Source organism: Pedobacter sp. GR22-6 (assembly GCF_037402555.1).
GTDB lineage: Bacteria > Bacteroidota > Bacteroidia > Sphingobacteriales > Sphingobacteriaceae > Pedobacter.
Window position 1 is genome coordinate 175,961 of record NZ_JBBEUC010000003.1, and the last position, 20,718, is coordinate 196,678.

Below are 20,718 nucleotides of genomic sequence, written 5' to 3' on the forward strand. Positions count from 1 at the left end.
ACCAACTTGAAGCATCTTTTCAGCACCTATTATCGGGACCTCTTTTTAAACAAACGGCTTTTCATCGGCCTAGGGCTTTGTGTCGCACTTTTCCTGCTGGCCTTCTTCCTGCCATGGCTGGGCGAGTTGCCGTTCATTGCTTTGTGGATGCTCCTGGCACTACTGGCGCTGGATATCCTGTTGCTGTTCCGGCAGCAGAAGGGCGTTTTTGCCAGGCGCGATTTGCCCGAGCGGCTCAGCAATGGCGACGATAATGAGCTCAGCATTTACATCGAGAACTTTTACACATTTACCACCAGGATCGGTATCATCGATGAGATCCCTTTCCAGTTCCAGAAACGCGACCTCTGGTTCGATATCAATCTGAAAGCCCAGGCCCACAAAACCATCGCTTACCAGCTGCGTCCCACCAAAAGGGGAGAATACGTGTTTGGTATGCTCAGGATATATGTGCAATCGCCCCTGGGCCTGGTCAGCCGCCGCTTCAACTTCGGTACCGAAGCTACAGTTTCCGTGTACCCTTCCTTCCTGCAATTGCGCAAATACGAACTGATGGCGGTCTCCAACCGCTTGCAGGACATAGGCATCAAGAAAATCAGGCGTGTCGGCCACAGCATGGAATTTGACCAGGTCAAGAATTACGTGCAGGGCGATGATTACCGGACGGTCAACTGGAAGGCTACGGCAAGGCGGGCTGAGCTGATGGTCAATTCCTTTACCGATGAGAAGGCACAGCATGTGTACAACATTATCGATAAATCCCGGGCTATGAAAATGCCCTTCGAGGGCATGAGTCTGCTCGATTATGCGATTAATGCCAGCCTCATTCTTTCCAATGTTGCATTGGTCAAGGAGGATAAAGCAGGCCTGATTACCATAGCGGAGAAAACAGGTAGCGTCATTGCTGCTGACCGCAGACCGGCTCAGCTCGGTAAGATCATGAATGTGTTGTATAAGGAGAAAACCCGCTACCTGGAGACCAATATGGAAGCGCTTTATACCAGCATCCGCGCTGTGCTCAAACAACGGAGCCTGATTGTATTCTATACCAATTTTGAAAGCATGTCGGCCTTACAACGGCAACTGCCATTCTTAAAGCGCATCGCCAGATTTCACCTGTTGCTCATTGTCTTCTTTGAAAACACCGAACTGAAATCGCTTACTGAAAAGTCTGTTGCCAATGTGGAGGACATCTACATCAATACCATTGCCGCAAAATTTGCCTATGAGAAAAAGCTGATGGTTAAAGAACTGGCGAAGCACGGGATCCTGAGCATCCTAAGTCCACCCGAAAAATTAACCGTCAATGTGATCAACCGCTACCTGGAAATCAAAGCACAACAGAAGATCTAACACTCGGGCAAACTGATCGGGATGTTGGTCGCCAGTCCTCCGTCGGAAGTCTCTTTGTATTTCGAATTCATATCCAGTGCAGTTTCCCACATCGTATTCACCACTGCATCCAGACTGACTTTAGCCTTGTCGGGATTACTTTGCAGGGCAAGCTGACTTGCCGTAATTGCTTTGATCGCGCCCATGGTGTTCCTTTCAATACAAGGGATTTGTACGAGTCCGCCGATCGGGTCACAGGTGAGGCCCAGGTGGTGTTCCATGGCGATTTCAGCAGCCATCAGTACCTGCCTTTGTGAACCGCCCAGGCACTCTGTCAGTGCCGCTGCGGCCATCGCTGAAGATACGCCGATCTCCGCCTGGCAACCGCCCATCGCGGCAGAAATCGTTGCTCCTTTCTTGAATATGCTTCCGATCTCCGAAGCGCAGGCAATAAATTGGGTAATTTTCTCTTCGGTAAATCCGTCACAAAAAGTGATGTAATATTGTAGTACAGAAGGGATCACGCCCGCAGCCCCGTTTGTAGGTGCAGTCACTACCCGTCCGAATGAAGCATTTTCTTCATTTACGGCGAGGGCAAAACAGCTGACCCAGTCCAGGGTATAGTTGAATCCGTTTCCACCGCTCCTGATTGCGGCTACCCAACTTTCGTAATCGGTGTAGAGGTTGTCTGCAATAAGCCTCTTATTCAAAGCTGCAGCTCGCCGGCCTACATTTAGTCCTCCGGGCAGGAAACCTGAGGTATGACAGCCTCTGTAGATACACTCCTTCATCACATTGAAATGCTGCATGATGCCTGCCCTGGTTTCCGCTTCAGTACGCCAGGCCAGCTCATTTTCCATGACCACCTCGGAAACTTTCAGTCCGGTGGTCATGCACCAATGCCAGAGGTCATTGGCTTTCTCCACGGGGAAGGGGAGTTCCACCTGTTCCTTTTCGCTTCCGCTTTCTCCTTCTTTGACTACAAAGCCCCCGCCTATGGAATAATAGGTTTCAGAGATGGCCTTTCCGGAACTTAAAAATGCCTGAAATGTCAAGCCATTGGGATGGAAAGGCAGACTTTCAAAAAATAAGAACATGAGGTCTTCATTGTAATTGAAGGAGATCAACTTTTCTCCTGACAAGCGAATGAGCTGGTCATTTTTGATGGTTTCGATGGTAGAATCGATGGCATTGACATCGAAGGTCACCGGATCACCTCCATTTAGTCCCAGGAGGATGGCAATGTCGGTGCCGTGGCCTTTGCCGGTCTTGGCCAGTGAGCCATATAAGAGGATCTTCACCTGTTCTACTTCATCGAGTACGCCCTGCTGTTTCAATGAAGCGGTAAATTGCTGTGCCGCTCTCCATGGGCCAAGTGTATGTGAACTTGATGGCCCTATTCCTATTTTAAAAATATCAAATACCGATATCTGTTCCCTTTGCATGGCTACAAAGCTAAATAAAAAAACCCGCCATTAAAGCGGGTTCTTTGTAAGCTATTTGTGATGGAATTACATCATTCCACCCATACCGCCGCCGCCCATTGGAGGCATACCAGCACCAGCCGGAGCATCTTCAGGATCATCAGCTAAAACACATTCCGTAGTCAACAGCATAGCTGCGATTGAGGCTGCGTTTTCTAAGGCTACACGACTTACTTTAGTTGGGTCGATAACACCAGCAGTAATTAAGTTTTCATATACATCAGTACGTGCATTGTAACCGAAGTCAGCAGTACCTTCTTTCACTTTCTGTACTACGATAGAACCTTCGATACCTGCATTTTGGCAGATTTGACGCAATGGCTCTTCGATCGCACGACGGATGATCTGGATACCAGTAGTTTCATCATCGTTAGCACCTTTCATACCTTCAAGGGCTTCGATAGCGCGGATGAAAGCAACACCACCTCCAGCAACGATACCTTCTTCAACTGCTGCACGTGTAGCATGTAAAGCATCATCTACGCGGTCTTTTTTCTCTTTCATTTCCACTTCAGAAGCAGCACCTACGTAAAGAACTGCAACACCACCAGCCAATTTAGCCAGACGCTCCTGCAATTTTTCTTTATCGTAATCAGATGTTGTGGTCTCGATTTGAGCTTTGATCTGGTTTACGCGGGCTTTGATGTCTTCAGACTGGCCAGCACCGTTGATTACTGTAGTATTGTCTTTATCAACAACCACTTTCTCAGCAGTACCCAGGTAAGTAAGGTCAGCATTTTCTAATTTATAACCTCTTTCTTCAGAGATCACTGTTCCGCCAGTCAGGATTGCGATGTCTTCCAGCATAGCTTTACGACGGTCGCCAAATCCAGGAGCTTTTACAGCCACTACTTTCAGTGAGCCACGGATCTTGTTCACTACCAAAGTAGCTAAAGCTTCACCGTCCAGGTCTTCAGCAATGATCAATAAAGGTTTACCTGTTTGTACTTGTTTTTCCAATACCGGTAGCAATTCTTTCATGTTGCTGATCTTTTTATCGTAGATCAGGATGTAAGGGTTTTCCAGTTCTGCTTCCATTTTGTCAGCATTGGTCACGAAGTATGGAGAAAGGTAACCACGGTCGAACTGCATACCTTCTACTGTTTTTACTTCAGTTTCAGTACCTTTTGCTTCTTCTACAGTAATTACACCATCTTTTCCAACTTTACCCATTGCCTCCGCGATCAAAGAACCGATCACTTCATCATTGTTGGCAGAAATAGAGGCCACTTGTTTGATTTTGTTGTTGTCCTCACCTACAGTTTGCGACTGCGTTTTAAGGTTAGCTACGATTGCAGAAACTGCTTTGTCGATACCGCGTTTCAGGTCCATTGGGTTTGCACCAGCTGCTACGTTTTTGATACCGGCAGTTACGATGGCCTGAGCCAAAACAGTTGCAGTAGTCGTTCCGTCACCTGCAATATCAGCAGTTTTAGAAGCCACTTCTTTCACCATCTGAGCACCCATGTTTTCAATAGGGTCTTTCAGTTCGATTTCTTTAGCTACAGTTACACCATCTTTAGTTACCGCAGGTGAACCAAATTTTTTATCGATAATTACATTACGGCCTTTAGGACCTAAAGTTACTTTTACAGCATTAGCTAAAGTATCAACGCCTCTTTTCAGGGCGTCACGTGCTTCAACGTTATATTTTACTTGTTTTGCCATTTTAATTTTTGGTGTTTAATGTGTTAATACTTCGTTATCAGGATCTAGCCTAATACCGCATAGATGTCAGTTTCACGCATGATCAAATAATCTTTACCGTCAATAGGAAGCTCAGTGCCGCCATATTTACCATAAAGCACAACATCACCAACTTTAACTGTCGGTTTTTTACCTTCTGAATCTTCTTCAGAAACTGAAACTACAGTTCCTTTGGATGGTTTCTCTTTTGCAGTATCAGGAATGTAAATCCCTGAAGCAGTCTTTTCTTCAGCCGCAGCAGGCTCAACAATCACTCTGTTTGATGTTCCTGAGATGGGTTTAAGGTTTAAAGCCATAAATGATATAAATTTATTTTTTAATTTAACATATAAATACGCAGTTGCTGCGTACCCCATGTCGTATCAGTTTTTATGCCAAGCAGAACTGCTTGCCAATTTTTCACCGGAATGTCAGCAAATGATATTTATGGAACGAAAATTTGTGTCAGTCTGTCAGCAGGGGCATAAAAAAGCCCTGCAGGTTTTGCTCAAACTGCAGGGCGCTTTTTTAATCTATATTGGTTATACTATTTCGTCGTATCTGGTGTTGCAGCAGGTGGAGGAGTGTTACGTGCAGGTGCTGCGCCGCCCAGTGGAGATGGAGTAGGCACTTTGTCCATTTGCTCTTTGATCCTGGATTCTACGCCCGCAGCTGATGAACCGCCCGATTTAGCAATTGTAGTGATCGACAAAGTCAATACCACGATCAATGCCAGCAATACCCAGGTTCCTTTTTCCAGGACATCACCAGTCCTTTGTACGCCGAACATGTTGCTTCCGGCACCACCGGTTGCAAGGCCACCGCCTTTAGGGTTTTGCACGAGAACAAACAGCGCCAATGCGATGCAAACAATGATTAATACTATAATTAAAAAAATCATATGATGTTATGTTGTTAAATTTTCTTTTCTATGGATTGGATAAGGTCGGCAAAGTAACGGCTTTTTTCTGGAAACTTCAAAACTAATTTTTCATAAGTCTCTATGGCCTTGTCATAAAGCATTTGCTCGATATAAATTTTAGCCAGGGTCTCTGAAACCAGGTCGTTATGGTCCTCCGCACTTTTTTTGGCTTTGTTCTCCGTATTGATCTGTTCGGGGTTCGGTGGACTGATCTGAGGCTCATTCCTGATGAAGCTTTCTATGATCTCATCTCCTTTGCTGGCCCGTTTGAACTGACTTGGTGTGTAGCTGTTGTCCTCTTCCTGAAAAGGGCTTTGCATGTGGAAGATGTGCTCTACATATTGCTGCTGGAGTTCATTAGGCTTACCTGGTACCGTACTTCCCTGTTGCACCGTTTGCTTCCTTGGTGAGGCGTAGGGCTGAAAGATTTGCTGGTGCTCTTTCCTTGTTTTGGCCAGCCACCATAAAAATGTATAAGGTAATTTATCATCATCATATTTGCTGATGATCTTTTCCTCTGCTTCAGCTTCTTCCACCGGAGCGGATTCTTCTGTAACAGCCGGCTCTACTTTAAAATTCTCCTGAAAGGCGAAGAAATCTGTGGCCACGATGTTCTCCAGTACCAGTTCATCTTCCAGTTTTTCCTTTCCGGAAATTTCCGCTCTCAGTTCCTCTTCTTCCGCTACTGTTTCCTGTACTTCATCAATGGCTGCTTCATCCAGTGCTTCAGGTTGGTTGGGGTCAGTCCCAAAACTCACTGGCAGTACCAGTTCAAATTCATTGGAGATCAGTGCTTCCGGTGCGTGCAGGAAATTATGGAGTAATTGCCCCTCCGCGTAAAGTGCGGCATGTGCCAGTGCATTTCCGGCAGTTTCTTCCTGTTCTTCTGCTTTGGCGCGGAGTAAATGTAATGGCTGGAAATAGGGATACAGCGTGCTGAGTTCCTGCAGCACAGGAATATCCTCCCGGGATATGTTTTCTGGTGCTGCAATGAATGCCTTAAGCTGCTTAATGATGTCTGTTTCCTGCTCCACGTTGCTAAGTTACTAATTGATCTCTATTTTAGCTTACCATTGTGCAAAAGCCTTGTTAAAAATGTCTTCCGTCAATTGCATAATTACATCTTGCCTGTTGGCAGCTTCTGCGGCCTGTAAAGAGCCTGTTAGTTTAAAAACTTTAAAACGTTCGAAAGATTCTTCAAAGCTCAGCTTCGGATTCAGGTTATTGGTGTATTTTACATTGATCCTGATGGTCAGCCTGTTTGCTCCCGCAACAGGGTTCCTGTTGTCGGTAATCGCCTCAGGTGTGATGCCATAACCAGTGATATTACCTGAGAATACGCCCTGTGGATCATTTGTTGTAATGCTCAGCCTGGTCTGGTTCCTGATCCTGCTCTTGAGTTCCTCGGTAAATTTGGAACTGAGGTCGGCAACTACCAGCGGGGCATTGTTTTCGAACACAGTTACATTGATGGTTTTCATCTCAGCAGGAATCGAAGTGCCTTCCAGGGCAATCTTACAGCCGCTCATCATCAGCAGGCATAGCAATCCGAATAGGTATTTCATCTGTTATAAGTTGAGTTCTTTAATCTTTCTATATAAGGTACGCTCAGAGATGCCCAGTTCCTGGGCAGCAAATTTACGTTTGCCCTTGTGCTTCTTCAATGCCTTTTTGATCAGGTCCGATTCCTTGTCGATCAGGGAAAGGGATTCTTCCACTTCCTCCGCTTCATGCGTATAGTTGTAGTCTACGGGCGCTGGCTGCATGGGTTTTTTGATCGTCAGTGTATTGGTATCATGGTTGTTGGTCTGATCAATTTCCTGGTACAGCTGGTTGATGTAATGGGGATTGTCGGCCATGATGTGTGAGGTATTACCTCCACTCTGGATGATTTCAGCAACCAGTTTCTTCAGTTCCATCATGTCCTTTTTCATGTCAAACAGCACCTTATACAGGATATCCCTTTCGGTGTAGTCCTCTTTATTGCTGCCGCCATTGATCGCCATAGGCAAATTATTGCCGGCGCTTTCATTGGGAATGTAGTTCAGCAACGCTGCTCCGGTAACATTCCTGTCTTTCTCCAAAACGCAGACCTGCTCCGCTATATTTTTGAGCTGACGCACATTTCCCGGCCAACTGTAATTGCTCAGGATCTGAATGGCATCCGGTTCCAATTGTATGCCCGGACTGCGGTATTTGTCGCTAAAGTCGGCCGAAAACTTACGGAACAGTAAGTAAATATCCTCTTTGCGTTCATGCAATGCCGGGATACGCAGCGGCACTGTATTGAGTCTGTAGTAAAGGTCTTCGCGAAACTTCCCTGATTTTACGCGGTTGTACACGTCTACGTTGGTAGCCGCAATGATCCGTACATCCGTTTTTTGGACTTTTGAAGAGCCCACCCTCAGGTATTCCCCGCTTTCCAGGATCCTCAGCAGGCGTGCCTGTGTTCCAAGGGGAAGTTCTGCCACTTCATCCAGAAATATAGTACCTCCGTTAGCTACCTCAAAATAACCTTTACGTGCTTCATGCGCACCGGTAAATGATCCTTTTTCGTGTCCGAAAAGTTCTGAGTCGATTGTACCTTCGGGAATAGCACCGCAATTCACCGCAATGAATGCACCGTGTTTCCTGGTGCTCATCTGGTGGATGATGTGAGAAAAAACTTCTTTACCGCTGCCGCTCTCACCTGTAATGAGCACAGACATATCGGTAGGTGCCACTTGTCTGGCAATATCTATTGCCCGGTTCAGCAGGGGCGAACCTCCGATGATCCCAAAGCGGTTTTTAATATCTTGTATATCCATCAATTCATGAAATCAATAATACCTTAATTGTATTTTTCCACAACCCTGCCAATGAGTGTTGCCGAAGTGCAGCGTTCTACATATACATGGGCATACTCACCTGGCTTTACCGCATCGGTAACCGGAAACACCACCATGGCGTTTTCATCGTTACGGCCCCGGTATTCCTGGTCAGATTTTTTAGAAAAGCCTTCGATGAGAACTTTGACGGTTTTGCCTACAAACTCTTCCAGGCAGGCCAGGGAATCTTCCTGTTGTTTTTTAAAGATTTCTGCCAGGCGGCGGGCCTTCACGTCCTCCGGTACATCATCTTTATACTTCCTGGCAGCCAGTGTTCCAGGCCGTTCAGAATAAGAGAAGGTATAAGCAAAGTTGTACCTGGCATAATCCATAATGCTCAGTGTATCCTGGTGTTCTTCTTCCGTTTCTGTACAGAATCCTGCAATGATGTCGGCAGAAATGGCGCAACCCGGAATGATGCGTCTTACCGCGTCAATCCTGTTCATGTACCATTCCCTCGTATAGGTACGGTTCATCAGGGCCAGGATCCTGGAGTTGCCCGATTGTACAGGCAGGTGAATATAATTGCAGATGTTGTCGTATTTTTTGATCGTGTACAACACCTCATCGGTGATGTCTTTCGGGTGAGAGGTAGAGAAGCGGATCCTGAGGTCCGGGCTGATCTCGGCTACCATGGACAGGAGCTGTGCGAAATTAACTTCCGCGTTACCCAGTCCGGCTTTTAAGCGGTGTGCCGGGAGTTCGCTTTCTTTACTCAGGGCATCCAGTAGCGCATCACCAGTCAGGGTATTCATGTCATCGGACAGGTCATTTGCTTTGGGTTGATCAGCTTTCGGCTGGTTCCACTGATAAGAATCTACATTCTGTCCCAATAAAGTGACTTCCCTGTATCCCCGTTCAAACAGGTCACGTGCTTCAGCGAGGATAGAATGCGGGTCCCTGCTGCGCTCACGCCCCCTGGTAAATGGCACTACGCAGAAAGAGCACATGTTGTCACAGCCCCTCATGATGGAGATGAAAGCGGTAATGCCATTTCCATTCAGGCGGACCGGACTGATGTCGGCATAGGTTTCTTCCCTCGACAGCAGAACATTGATGGCTTTGTGTCCTTCTTCGACCTGATTGATGAGCTGGGGCAGGTCACGGTAAGCATCAGGGCCCACCACTACATCTACCAGTTTCTCTTCATCCAGGAACTTGGCTTTAAGGCGTTCGGCCATGCAGCCCAATACGCCCACGATCAGTTTGGGGTTTCTGCGCTTTTCAACGCCAAACTGCGACAGTCTGTTGCGCACCCGCTGTTCGGCATTTTCACGGATAGAGCAGGTATTGATAAATACCACGTCTGCCTCCTTGTAATCTCCGGTAGTTTCGAAACCCTGGTCCAGCAATATAGATGCAACGATTTCACTGTCAGCAAAGTTCATCTGGCAGCCATAGCTTTCAATATAAAGTTTCCGACCGTCGCGTAAAGCAGGAGCGTCAATAATCAGGGCCTCACCCTGGCGCGCTTCATCGTGTTTTTTATCAGTCAGCTCTAGATCAATCATAAAATGCTAAATAGTATTATGGGCTTCAAAAATACGGAATTTTATTTGCAAATGACAAATTGGCAGGGTGCTAAATGAATATTGCGTGACAATCAGTTTTTTTTAAAAAAAATTGATTCATCTTATAGGACCTTTTGTAAATCCTGTTGTCTTGATATCAGAAATTGATATCAATCACTATGCTGAAGAAACTTTTTTCGAAGTCTGTAAAGAATCCATATGGCTGGTCCGGCGATTATCCCTCCTGGGATAAGGTCCTTACCAAAGCCGGGGGCTACGATGAAAAGACCATTCTTGAATGTACCAAAAACGCCTTACTGAAGGTGAAGAACGGCGAAGCTGTCTACGAGCGGGATTCTGTTATTTTCGATAAAAAGGAATATCCCTACGCACTGATCGCCTTTTTAAAGCTTAGTGCTGCTTTGAAGAAAAGACCACTTCACATCCTTGATTTTGGGGGTTCGCTGGGCACCACCTATTACCAGCTGAAAGAATTTCTAGGAGCTGAACTTTGTGCCAGCTGGAATATTGTAGAACAGCCTCATTACGTAGCATGCGGCAAAGCAAACTTTGCCGATGAGCTCCTGAACTTTTACAGCTCGATCGGGGAATGCCTCGCAGATCAGAAGATCGACTTTGTACTGCTTTCCAGCACGGTGCAGTACCTCCCAAAACCTCATGTATTTCTGAAAGAACTGGCAGATTACAATTTTCCATTTTTGTTATTTGACCGGACAGCTTTCAATACTGTCCCCAATGACCGGCTTACTTTGCAGGTCGTGCCACCTGAAATCTATCCCGCATCATATCCTTCCTGGTTTTTCCATGAAGAGTTTTTTTTAAGCCATTTCGCTTCCAGTTATAAAGTGATCGCAGACTTTCCTTCCTATGTGGAAGGTGAGGCAGTCATGTATATTGATGGGAAGCCAGTGGGAACTAACAAAGGATTTTACTTAATTCATTCATCCGAAAATGCTTAAATTTTGTACACTATTTAATTCCGCATACCTTTCCAGAGGGCTTGCAATGTACAATTCCCTGTTGCTGCACAATGAGGATTTTCACCTGTACATCCTGGCTTTTGATTCAGATTGTTTCTTCGCCTTGTCGAAGCTGAAACTGGCACATGCCACCATTATCAGTCTGGATGAATTTGAAAATGAAGACTTGCTCCGCGTGAAAGCGGGACGTACTGCTGCGGAATATTGCTGGACCTGTGCTTCTTCCAGCATCAAGTATTGCATGGAGACCTACAGCCTGGACCACTGCAGCTATATTGATGCAGATATGCTGTTTTTCAGCGATCCGAAGGTACTGTATAAGGAAATGGAAGATGCAGGTAAATCAGTAATGATCACCAGGCACCGTTATACACCGCAATTTGACCAGTCGGAAACCAGTGGTATTTATTGCGTCCAGTACATGACCTTCAAAAACAATGAAGCAGGGATGGCCGTACTGAACTGGTGGGTTGATGCCTGCATGGACTGGTGCTACGCCCGTTTTGAAGATGGAAAGTTCGGCGACCAGAAATACCTGGACGATTGGACTTCGCGCTTCAACTGTGTACATGAGCTGGAGCACCTGGGTGGCGGCGTTGCGCCCTGGAATGTACAGCAATATGCTTTCAGCAGGAAGGACGGACAGGTTACCGGCAGAGAATTGGCCACAGGCCAGTCTTTTGATCTGGTGTTTTATCATTATCACGCCTTTAAATATGCATGGAACAATACTTTTCGCCTCACCGATGAACAATATACTTTGACGCGGAGCCAGGTCAAACAGCTTTACAAGCCTTATGTCTATGCTTTGGCCACCTCGGAAGATCAAATTGCTGAGCGGGCTTCGGACATTGCTTCTTATAAACGCTCGGAAGAGGGGGTTTTTATCAGTGAAAGGCTTGGCCGCTTGCTGGTATTTTACCTGATGGGCTTCTACAAAAAATTTTACGCAAAACGTTTTTTCAGCTGTGGCATCTTTAATTAACCTTAAGACATTTACAGATGAGCGGGGAAACCTGACCGTCATCGAAAAAGTGGTGCCTTTTGACATCAAAAGGATTTTTTACATCTATGGTGTAGATGATAGTGAAAGGGGTGGACACAGGCACCTGAAGACCCTTCAGGCGGCCATCTGCATCAGAGGGCATTGTGTCATCTACAACAACAATGGCAAAGAGGAATCGAGCTTTTTGCTGGATTCTCCGGACAAATGTTTGCTGATCCAGCCGGAAGACTGGCATACCATGCACAGCTTTAGCGAAGACGCTATTCTGATGGTATTGGCATCGGAGTACTTTGATGCGAATGATTATGTACACACACCTTATCCTTTTCAGTACAGTAAAGCAGTATGATCCCTTACGAAGACCTTTATTTGCTAAATCAACCTTTTATGGAGCAGTACCGGGATAGTTTTTCGGACAGCCTGGACAAAGGCTGGTTTATACTTGGCAATAAAGTGACAACTTTTGAAGCTGATTTTGCAGCGTATTGTGGCGGTGGTTATTGTGCGGGACTGGCCTCCGGACTGGACGCCCTCGTCCTGGCCCTTCGCTACTTCGAATTTCCTGAAGGCTCAGAAGTCATTGTCCCTTCCAATACTTACATCGCTACCATCCTGGCCATTTACAACAACGGTCTGGTGCCTGTGCTGGTAGAGCCGGATCTGGCGACATACAATATCGACCCGCTGAAGATCAGTGCACACATCACCCCAAATACCAAAGCGATTATGGTCGTGCACCTGTATGGCAAGGCCTGCGATATGAATTCCATTACGGCCATTGCCAATCAGCATGGTTTAAAAGTGATTGAAGATTGTGCGCAGTCACACGGTGCTTTATACAAACAACAACAAACCGGTACTTTCGGAGATTTCGGTGCATTTAGCTTTTACCCTACTAAAAACCTGGGTGCGTTAGGCGATGGTGGTGCATTGCTAAGTGCCGCTCCGGACCGGATTGAAAAGATCAAGGCATTGCGTAATTACGGATGCCATGAAAAATATTACAACAAATACATAGGGATCAATTCCCGCCTGGATGAGATACAGGCCGGCTTCCTGTCGGTAAAGCTGCCTTTTCTCGATGAAATCAATGCACATAAACGAAAACTTGCAGCGATGTACCAGGCCGGATTGAAGGCTGATTTTGTGCTTCCTGTGGTACATCCGGATTACCAGGATGTATACCACATTTATGCGATCAGGCATCCCGAACGTGACCGCTTGAGGGCATATTTGCTGGAACATGGGATTAAGACAGAGATTCATTATCCCGTCCCTCCGCATCGGCAAGATGCCTTAAAGGATAAACTGGATGGTGCTTATCCGATATCAGAGCTGATTCACGAGACTACTTTGAGCCTGCCCGTTTCGTATTGCCATGACGAAACGCAGATCGAAAAAGTCATCTCAGTGATGAATGCTTTTTAAGCAATAGGGTAATATCCCGGAAATTAGTATTTTAGCCTGTGTGTTAATCGACTAAAATGAGGGATATGATCAATCGGGGCTTTTTGAAGGGATTGATGGCGTTTTTGCTGCTATCAGCTGTGCTGGCGTGTAAAAAAGAGCTTGCGCAGGAGGATGATGCGAAAGTGAAACCACCGGTAAGGACTTATGTGGTAACGGCTAGAATTGATAAAAAAGGCACCAACAGCAATTCGGAGGCCACAGCAGTACTCAAAGGGGAGTACGATGAAAGTACCAAGGTATTGGTTTATACCCTGGAATGTGAAAAGATAGAACCAGTACTCATTACCCTGAGAAGCGGAGCCAAGGGTTCCATCGGGGCGATGATCGCTGAAATTTACCGGAAAAAGCCAGAGGTTCCGGTGGTGTATCCGGTAAAGGGGCTTTACACACTGAGCCCGCTTCAGGAGCGGAATCTCTTAAAGGGGCTCTGGACAGTAGCGGTAAATTCGGCGTCCATGACACCGGAGATATCAGGGGTGCTTACTTTAAAACAGAAGTAATGCCATGATGTTGAGGCGGCAACTGGAGAATATCAATGAAGAAGATGCAGCGTTCGTAGAGGCCATTGTGCAGCGCGATAAGCGGCAATTTGAAATATTGTATAAAAAATATTATCAGCAGTTGTTCGCGCTGGCTTACAGGTATGTAAAACAGCAGGAAATTGCAGAAGAAATAGTTCATGATGTGTTCATCACGATCTGGAACAAAGCAGACCAATTGAATATCCAATATTCGATCAGGAGCTACCTGTTCAGATCTATTGTAAACTCCTCATTGAATCATCTCAAAAAAGAAAAAATGGATACAGAAAAACGGATGGTCTACTTGTCTGCACAGGATACCCTGCTTGCCGATGAATCCTTCAACGAGTCAGAACAGGCGCTGTTGAACGGTTTGGAGGAGGCATTAGCATCGCTTCCCGCCAAGTGCAGGGAGGTCATGTACCTGAGCCGCTTCGGTAAACTGAAGCAAAGCGAAATTGCGGCGCAAATGGACATCTCTGTGAAGACGGTTAAAAACCATTTGACCTATGGTTTTAACAAAATCCGTGAACATCTGAACAAACGAAAACACATCATCATCTCATTAATAGCACTCACGACGTTCTCTACACTGCTGATGCAGGCGTTCTCTAACCTATTAATGTTTTAAACTACGCCATATGGAACAATTTGAAACAAACGAAGAATTTATTTACTCCCTGATCATCGAAGATCTGGATGGGGGTATCAGCGCCTCCGATAAGCTTTTGCTCGATAACTGGAGGAAAGCCGATGGGGAAAATGAAAGGACTTACCTGGACTTCCGGAATATACAACTTGGTTTGGACCTGCTGTACGCACACCCTCCTGTAGATGCCGACATTTCCTGGAAGGAACTCGAAGAGAAAATCGATGCAGAAGAAAAGATCGAACTGAACCCGGCCAGAAGCAGTAGACTCTGGTTCCAGATCGCCGCAGCAGTGCTGCTCCTGCTATCGGCAGCTTATTATTTTTCCCCGGGCAATAACTATACGCTCGTCAGTACCGAAGACAATGCCTCCATTACACATGTCGTGCTGCCTGATGGTACCGACCTGAACCTGAATGCCTCAACCACCATCCGCTACCACAAAACTAATTTCAATGAAGACCGGAGCCTGGAGCTGTTAAAGGGGGAAGTGTTCATCAAAGTGAAGAACCACGATAACCCCGCACAGTTCAAAGTCAAGATTGGAGAGGTAGAAGCCCGGGATATCGGTACCAGCTTCAATGTGCGCAAGACTGATGACCAGGTTGCGGTGATTGTGGAAGAAGGTCAAGTGGCCCTCAGCCATGCTGCTTCAGGGAAAGAAGTGATGCTGACACCTGGAAAATTGGGGATGTATAACCAGAACAATAAAGCGCTAAGTGCCCTGAACAATGTCAACCTGAATTACAAGGCATGGATTGACCGAAAATTTATTTTTACAGAAGTAGCTGTACAGGAGGTAGTTGATCAGGTGGGCGAAGTTTACCAGACGCCGATCCGGATACTGGGCAATGGACTCAAAGAAAGAAAACTTACGGCCAGGTTACATTATCAAACTTTAGACAGCGCACTTGCCGTTATTTCTGCATCTTTACAGTGCAAAATAACCAGGGAAAAAGACGCTTATGTTTTATCAGACAAATAAACGGCTCTCGCTTTTAATTGTTCTGTTTATCCTGCTGGGTGCTTCACACAAAGCCCTGGCACAGCATAAAGATCAGCTCGATCGGCTGGTCACTATAAATTTTGCACCTGATTCACTGATCAGGTCCCTCCGCAAACTCGAAATCCACAGCCATACCAGCTTTGCTTTCGATCCAGATCAACTGCGGGATAAAAGAACCACGGGATTCCGGTTTACACAGACGCCTCTGGGTACTGTGCTCGACAGGCTGCTTTTCGGATCCGGGCTGTCGTATCAGTTGATCGGCAATGACATTGTGATCAGCCCCAGGAAATCTGCAGTCTATTCCATTCACGGACACATCAAGGACAGTTCCAATGGCGAACAACTGATCGGGGCAACCCTGCAGATCAGCGAACTGGAAGTGGGTGTAAATACCAATCAATATGGTTTTTATTCCCTTTCAGTACCGGAAGGCAATTACCAGTTGCTGGCAGTTTACCCGGGCTACGAAACCAAACGCATCCTCATTCATCTCGATAAAGACCTGCAGCAGGAGATTGAACTGTCGCTGCAGGAACATAAACTTAAAGAGGTGGTGATCCGAAATACACGGGTAAATCCCAATCCCATTTTGCTGAACGAACAAAATTTTGGCATCAAACAGTTGAACAATGCAGCCTATTATGCGGGTGAAACGGATGTGCTGAAGCGCTTGCAAATGGAGAACGGCATCAAAGCGATCACTGAAGGCAGTTCAGGACTGTTTGTGCGTGGCGGCAATGCAGATCAAAATCTGATCCTGCTTGATGAAGCGATTGTTTACAATCCCTCACACCTGTACGGACTGGTTTCTGTGTTCAATTCAGACGCGGTAAATAACCTACAGGTTTACCGCGATTATATGCCTGCCAACTTTGGTGGCAGGTTGTCTTCTGTGATCGTGAACCGCATGACGGAGGGTAACAATAAGGAATTTCACCTGAGCGGCGGCCTCAACCTGATGTCGGCACGCGCCGCCATAGAGGGACCCCTGGTCCGGGATAAAGGGTCTTTTATTGTCGCTTACCGCCGGAGTTTGCTGGATGTTTTTCAAAGTAAATTCAAGTTGTTCAACCCCAATTCGGTTTATTACGACCTGAATGCCAAAGCGAACTATAAGATCAATAAAGACAATAGTGTATTCTACTCGGTTTATCTGGGTAAAGACCATTTGTTGTCAGAAAACTCGTACACCAATAACTGGGGCAACCTGACCTCCACGCTGCGCTGGAACCATATTTTCAATTCTCGGGTCTTCCTGAATGTTTCCGCCATTTACAGCAATTACAGCAACCTGCTGGACCTGAATGCCGATACCCTATCTCAAAAGAGTCAATGGAGCACAGCCGTCAAAGACCTGACGCTGAAGGCAGATTATACCTATTACAGGAGTCCTACGAACCAGATCAAATTTGGGATATCCGGAATTTACCACCAGTTCAGGCCAGGGGAAATCTTCAAGCAGGAAGAATTTGAATTCAATATTGCCAGGGATCGCTCCTTTGAATCAGCTTTGTACTTCTCACAGCAGATCGCATTGAGCAGGTCTTTTGAACTGAACTACGGACTCCGGCTGGGCAGTTTCTACAATACGCAGGAAAGGCTGAATGTGTTTGATGAACAAGGAAACCGCCTGGAGACCTATGAACATAAATTTTATTTCAGGCCTGAGCCCAGGATCAACATCAGTTACCTGCCGACAGCGGAGCAGCGGATTTTTGCCACCTACAACCTTAATTTCCAATATCAGCAGCTGATCCAAAATAGTACATTGGCTTTCTCCTCACTGGAACCCTGGATTCCAGCTTCCAAAAACATCAAACCACAGCGTGCCAACCAGCTGGCCTTAGGTTACCGTTATTCCCCCTCCGGCTACAGCTTTTCTACCAGTGCGTATTATAAACGGCTCGCCAACCAGTTGGACCTGACCGGTCATGCCCAGATCATTGGCAATCCGGGCATCAGGGAACAGTTGAGGTCAGGGAAATCTAAAGCCTATGGACTGGAGTTTGAACTTAGTAAAACTACAGGTCAGTTGTCCGGATCACTGGCCTATACGTATTCAAAGGTTTTCAGGACAATTCCCGCGCTCAATTTCGGCAATAGGTTTGTGGCCAATTATGACATCCCGCATGAACTCAAAATGAGCTTAAAATACGAATTGAGCACTGCATTTTCCTTTCAGTCATTTTTCACCTGGTCCACAGGCAGGCCGCTTACCCTTCCGGTAGGCTATTACCAGCACGATGGTTTAAATGTGCCGATTTACGAGGGCCGCAATACCTCGAGGTTCCCGGATTTCAGCCGGCTGGACCTCTCGGCCCATTACCAGTTCCGGAACCGTGTTGCCGGGCGCCGTTTTGTATCCCATACGATCTCCCTCGGGGCGTACAATTTATATAACCGGAAAAATCCCTTATATTACCATTTGAATTCCTCTTCCTTTGAGCCGAGGCAAAGCACAACGGAATATGGATTCGGATTTTATCCATGGATTGCCTACAGCTTTAAGATCTGATATATGAAATGGCTTTGTACAAATTTGATCGCATTGGTTTCGCTGCTCCTCATCTGGGGCTGTGAAAAGACCAATATGCGGCAGGATGAATTTCTACACCCGGTTCGTGTTTATGATATGGCCATAGAAGGCGGGATCAATACGGCTTATTCAGGGCAATATATCCGCCTGACCAAGCCCTCGCTCCATGCGGATTCTTTACCGACACCTATCCGGAAAGCCAGCGTAGTGGTCAATGATGGCAGGAGGGACATTGTTTTTCGTGAGATCAACAATACGCCGGGTGTATATTTTGGGGTTACTACCGGGGACCCCAACTATAATAAAGCTTATATGCTCACCATCAAATACAACGATAAAACTTACACTGCGGTAGATACATTGAGGCTGGCGGTCAACATTGCCGATGATTTCCTGCCGCTTTCCACCCGGCCAGCAGGTAACGATTCTGTCCTGTTCACGGTTCCCAAACATACCTTTGGTTACCTGAACCCCAATAAATGGCTCATTTCCTACACCATGAAGGGCGATACCGTTCCTGCCTGGAGACCAGATAAATTTGGACAGGCAAAATTTTTTAGTTACACCCATATATTGGGATCACCCAATTCGCTATACCCTCTGAACAACCTGAAACGCAGCTTTAAAGTCGGTAAAGGAACTTCTATTATGATCCATAAGCTCTCCCTTTCAGAAAACTACGCCAAATACCTCTATTCGGTATTCATGGAGACCGACTGGAGCGGGCTTTTTAGCGGAGTGCCGGTGAATGTGGAGGGTAACGTATCGGGCAATGTGCTGGGTTACTTCTCCGTGAGTGATGTAGATAACAGGTCTTATCTGGCCAGAGAACTCTAGCCTTTAAACTTTATGGCGCTGATATTGTTGGTATGGTACAAATACACAACATGGAACAGGCAAACAAACCCCGGAAATATAGAGTACTGAAATGGATCGCCGGAATTATCGGATCAATTCTGCTGATCCTTGGCATTGCAGCACTTTACTTAAGTGCCAAGTGGAAACCACTCCTGACTGAAAAGATCAAACAAGGTGTACAGGATGGTTCGCATGGCCTTTATCGGATCGATTTCCAGGACCTGCACCTGAACCTGCTGACGGGCAGCGCTTCCCTGGACAGTGTACGCCTGGTTCCGGATACGGCCGTATTCAACCGGCTGAAAGCTGCTCAGCAGGCACCGCTACATTTGTTTGACATTAGCCTGGCCAAATTGCAGTTGAGCCGTGTGGGAATCCTGACTGCCTATTTTAAAAAGAAAGTAGAGATGAACGCCATCATCCTGGATCATCCTTCCATCAACATCATTCAGCACAAGCTGAGTAAAAGACCAGATACCCTCAAAGAGGAAAAGACATTGTATGAACAGATTTCCAAAACACTGAGATCTATTCATGTGAAGGCCATCCGCATCGTGGATGCCGATCTGGATTACATCAATGGCGCTACGGGCAAACCATTGAATACGATCAGGCATTTAAATGTCAATGTAAAGGACCTGCTGATCGACTCCCTTGCTCAATACGATACCACCAGGTTTTATTATACCCGGGACATTGATTTCCTGCTGACCGGATACCGTTCTACAGGGAAAGACAAGATGTATTCCATGAAGGTCGATACGATCCGCGGTTCAGCTGCCGGCAAAAATATGGTGATCAGGGGATTCCAGATGATCCCCTTACATCCGGATCTCGCCTTTACCAGGAAGTACACTTACGGCAAAGACCGGTACGACCTCAAATTTGATGAGATCAGTTTTGCAGGGGTAGATTTCGCGAGGTTGAATACGGATGGCGATTTCCATGCACGATCCCTGAAGATCGGTCCCGCAAAAGCAGGGATTTTTGTAAACCGTGAATTGCCCCCTCCGCCGGGACTCAATAAACTACGTAACTTCCCTCATATGGCCCTGAAAAGGTTGCCTGTGCCCACCGTTATCGATACCGTCAAGCTCGATAACATCGACGTAGCCTATACCGAGTATAATCCCATAAGTCAGAAACGCGGCACCATTTATTTTCAAAACCTGAGCGGTACCATTAAAAACCTGACCAACGATTCAGCAAGGCTTGTCAGGAACAATCACGCTATCGCCAATCTGCATGCGCTGGTCATGAAAACCAGTCGCATCGACATAGAAATAGATTTCAACCTGACGGCCAAAGATGCTGCTTTCAGTTATAAGGGAAAAGTAGGCCCGATGGACATGAAGGTGCTCAATCCTGTAGCCAGGGATATGGGACTGGTGGAGATCGAAAGCGGAAAAATGCAGAGTGCCAGTTTCGACATACAGGCCAATGCTTCCGGTTCTACCGGCCTGGTACATTTCAATTATACGGATTTGAAGATCAAACTGCTGAAGGAAGGTGAGGATGGGGAACCAACAAAGAAAAAAGGACTCTTGTCCTTCCTGGCAAATGAACTGCTGATCAAGGACCAGAACCCCTCCAAAGGGGAAGCAGCGCGGACCGCCAGGGTAAACTTTCAGCGGACTCCAGGAGCATCCTTTTTCAACCTGCTCTGGAAAAGTTTTTTCATCGGCATGCGGGAGATCGTGGGTTTAGGCGTGGTGCCGGTGAAGAGCCCGGAACAGGGTTTGAAGAAAGTCAATGACAAGCTGGAAGAACGCAGAGATAAAAGAGAAGAGCGCCAGAAAAAGCGGGCGGAGCGAAAAGCAGAAAAAGCAGCAAAAAAGGCGAAGGATAAAGCTGGAAGCTGAATAA

The 20,718-nt window shown here is 46.4% G+C and carries 19 protein-coding genes; 11 read left to right on the forward strand and 8 right to left on the reverse strand.

Going from position 1 to position 20,718, the window contains the following annotated elements; all coding sequences use genetic code 11:
- Positions 1 to 6 precede the first annotated feature (6 nt).
- On the forward strand, positions 7 to 1,353 hold the full coding sequence (locus WAE59_RS14560; protein WP_337856709.1) for a DUF58 domain-containing protein: 1,347 nt from the start codon (positions 7 to 9) through the stop codon (positions 1,351 to 1,353).
- On the opposite strand, the gene WAE59_RS14565 is transcribed toward WAE59_RS14560, so the two are convergent.
- The 8 genes from WAE59_RS14565 to WAE59_RS14600 form a co-directional block, all read right to left on the reverse strand.
- A complete protein-coding gene (locus WAE59_RS14565) occupies positions 1,350 to 2,777 on the reverse strand; it encodes an L-serine ammonia-lyase (RefSeq protein ID WP_337856710.1) in 1,428 nt (475 codons plus the stop codon). The two genes, WAE59_RS14560 and WAE59_RS14565, sit on opposite strands and share 4 nt — an antisense overlap.
- Before the next feature lie 66 nt (positions 2,778 to 2,843).
- A complete protein-coding gene (gene groL / locus WAE59_RS14570; RefSeq protein WP_337856711.1) occupies positions 2,844 to 4,484 on the reverse strand; it encodes a chaperonin GroEL in 1,641 nt (546 codons plus the stop codon).
- A 44-nt stretch (positions 4,485 to 4,528) separates the two neighbouring features.
- Complete coding sequence (locus tag WAE59_RS14575) at positions 4,529 to 4,819, reverse strand: co-chaperone GroES (RefSeq protein ID WP_337857423.1); 291 nt, start codon at positions 4,817 to 4,819, stop codon at positions 4,529 to 4,531.
- A 230-nt stretch (positions 4,820 to 5,049) separates the two neighbouring features.
- On the reverse strand, positions 5,050 to 5,403 hold the full coding sequence (gene secG, locus WAE59_RS14580) for a preprotein translocase subunit SecG (protein ID WP_337856712.1): 354 nt from the start codon (positions 5,401 to 5,403) through the stop codon (positions 5,050 to 5,052).
- 14 nt (positions 5,404 to 5,417) lie between these two features.
- A complete protein-coding gene (locus tag WAE59_RS14585; protein WP_337856713.1) occupies positions 5,418 to 6,458 on the reverse strand; it encodes a hypothetical protein in 1,041 nt (346 codons plus the stop codon).
- Positions 6,459 to 6,491: 33 nt separating this feature from the next.
- The gene (locus WAE59_RS14590; protein WP_337856714.1) at positions 6,492 to 6,989 is read right to left on the reverse strand and encodes an LptE family protein; all 498 of its coding nucleotides are present in this window, start codon (positions 6,987 to 6,989) and stop codon (positions 6,492 to 6,494) included.
- A 3-nt stretch (positions 6,990 to 6,992) separates the two neighbouring features.
- The gene (locus tag WAE59_RS14595; RefSeq protein ID WP_337856715.1) at positions 6,993 to 8,231 is read right to left on the reverse strand and encodes a sigma-54 interaction domain-containing protein; all 1,239 of its coding nucleotides are present in this window, start codon (positions 8,229 to 8,231) and stop codon (positions 6,993 to 6,995) included.
- A 23-nt stretch (positions 8,232 to 8,254) separates the two neighbouring features.
- Positions 8,255 to 9,802 carry a MiaB/RimO family radical SAM methylthiotransferase gene (locus WAE59_RS14600; RefSeq protein WP_337856716.1) on the reverse strand — a complete coding sequence of 516 codons (1,548 nt, stop codon included), beginning with the start codon at positions 9,800 to 9,802 and terminating at the stop codon, positions 8,255 to 8,257.
- A 179-nt stretch (positions 9,803 to 9,981) separates the two neighbouring features.
- Here WAE59_RS14600 and WAE59_RS14605 point away from each other — a divergent pair, with 179 nt between their 5' ends.
- The 10 genes from WAE59_RS14605 to WAE59_RS14650 are packed head-to-tail and all read left to right on the forward strand — an operon-like array spanning position 9,982 to position 20,714.
- On the forward strand, positions 9,982 to 10,782 hold the full coding sequence (locus WAE59_RS14605; protein ID WP_337856717.1) for a methyltransferase, TIGR04325 family: 801 nt from the start codon (positions 9,982 to 9,984) through the stop codon (positions 10,780 to 10,782).
- Positions 10,775 to 11,788: a glycosyl transferase gene (locus WAE59_RS14610; RefSeq protein WP_337856718.1), complete on the forward strand. Its 1,014-nt coding sequence runs from the start codon at positions 10,775 to 10,777 to the stop codon at positions 11,786 to 11,788. The genes WAE59_RS14605 and WAE59_RS14610 overlap by 8 nt, the downstream gene beginning before the upstream one ends.
- Positions 11,772 to 12,158, forward strand: a complete 387-nt coding sequence (locus WAE59_RS14615; RefSeq protein WP_337856719.1) for a sugar 3,4-ketoisomerase — start codon at positions 11,772 to 11,774, stop codon at positions 12,156 to 12,158. The genes WAE59_RS14610 and WAE59_RS14615 overlap by 17 nt, the downstream gene beginning before the upstream one ends.
- Positions 12,159 to 12,196: 38 nt before the next feature.
- On the forward strand, positions 12,197 to 13,237 hold the full coding sequence (locus WAE59_RS14620) for a DegT/DnrJ/EryC1/StrS family aminotransferase (protein WP_337856720.1): 1,041 nt from the start codon (positions 12,197 to 12,199) through the stop codon (positions 13,235 to 13,237).
- Between the two features lie 56 nt (positions 13,238 to 13,293).
- Positions 13,294 to 13,779: a hypothetical protein gene (locus WAE59_RS14625; protein WP_337856721.1), complete on the forward strand. Its 486-nt coding sequence runs from the start codon at positions 13,294 to 13,296 to the stop codon at positions 13,777 to 13,779.
- A 4-nt stretch (positions 13,780 to 13,783) separates the two neighbouring features.
- Positions 13,784 to 14,431, forward strand: a complete 648-nt coding sequence (locus WAE59_RS14630; RefSeq protein WP_337856722.1) for an RNA polymerase sigma factor — start codon at positions 13,784 to 13,786, stop codon at positions 14,429 to 14,431.
- Between the two features lie 10 nt (positions 14,432 to 14,441).
- Positions 14,442 to 15,434 carry a FecR family protein gene (locus WAE59_RS14635; protein WP_337856723.1) on the forward strand — a complete coding sequence of 331 codons (993 nt, stop codon included), beginning with the start codon at positions 14,442 to 14,444 and terminating at the stop codon, positions 15,432 to 15,434.
- Positions 15,415 to 17,973, forward strand: coding sequence for a TonB-dependent receptor (locus WAE59_RS14640; RefSeq protein WP_337856724.1), 2,559 nt, complete (start codon positions 15,415 to 15,417; stop codon positions 17,971 to 17,973). Before WAE59_RS14635 ends, WAE59_RS14640 begins: the two co-directional genes overlap by 20 nt.
- Before the next feature lie 3 nt (positions 17,974 to 17,976).
- Positions 17,977 to 18,831 (forward strand): DUF4249 family protein, encoded by an 855-nt coding sequence (locus WAE59_RS14645; protein ID WP_337856725.1) that lies wholly within the window; start codon positions 17,977 to 17,979, stop codon positions 18,829 to 18,831.
- 50 nt (positions 18,832 to 18,881) lie between these two features.
- Positions 18,882 to 20,714 (forward strand): hypothetical protein, encoded by a 1,833-nt coding sequence (locus WAE59_RS14650; protein ID WP_337856726.1) that lies wholly within the window; start codon positions 18,882 to 18,884, stop codon positions 20,712 to 20,714.
- Positions 20,715 to 20,718 lie beyond the last annotated feature (4 nt).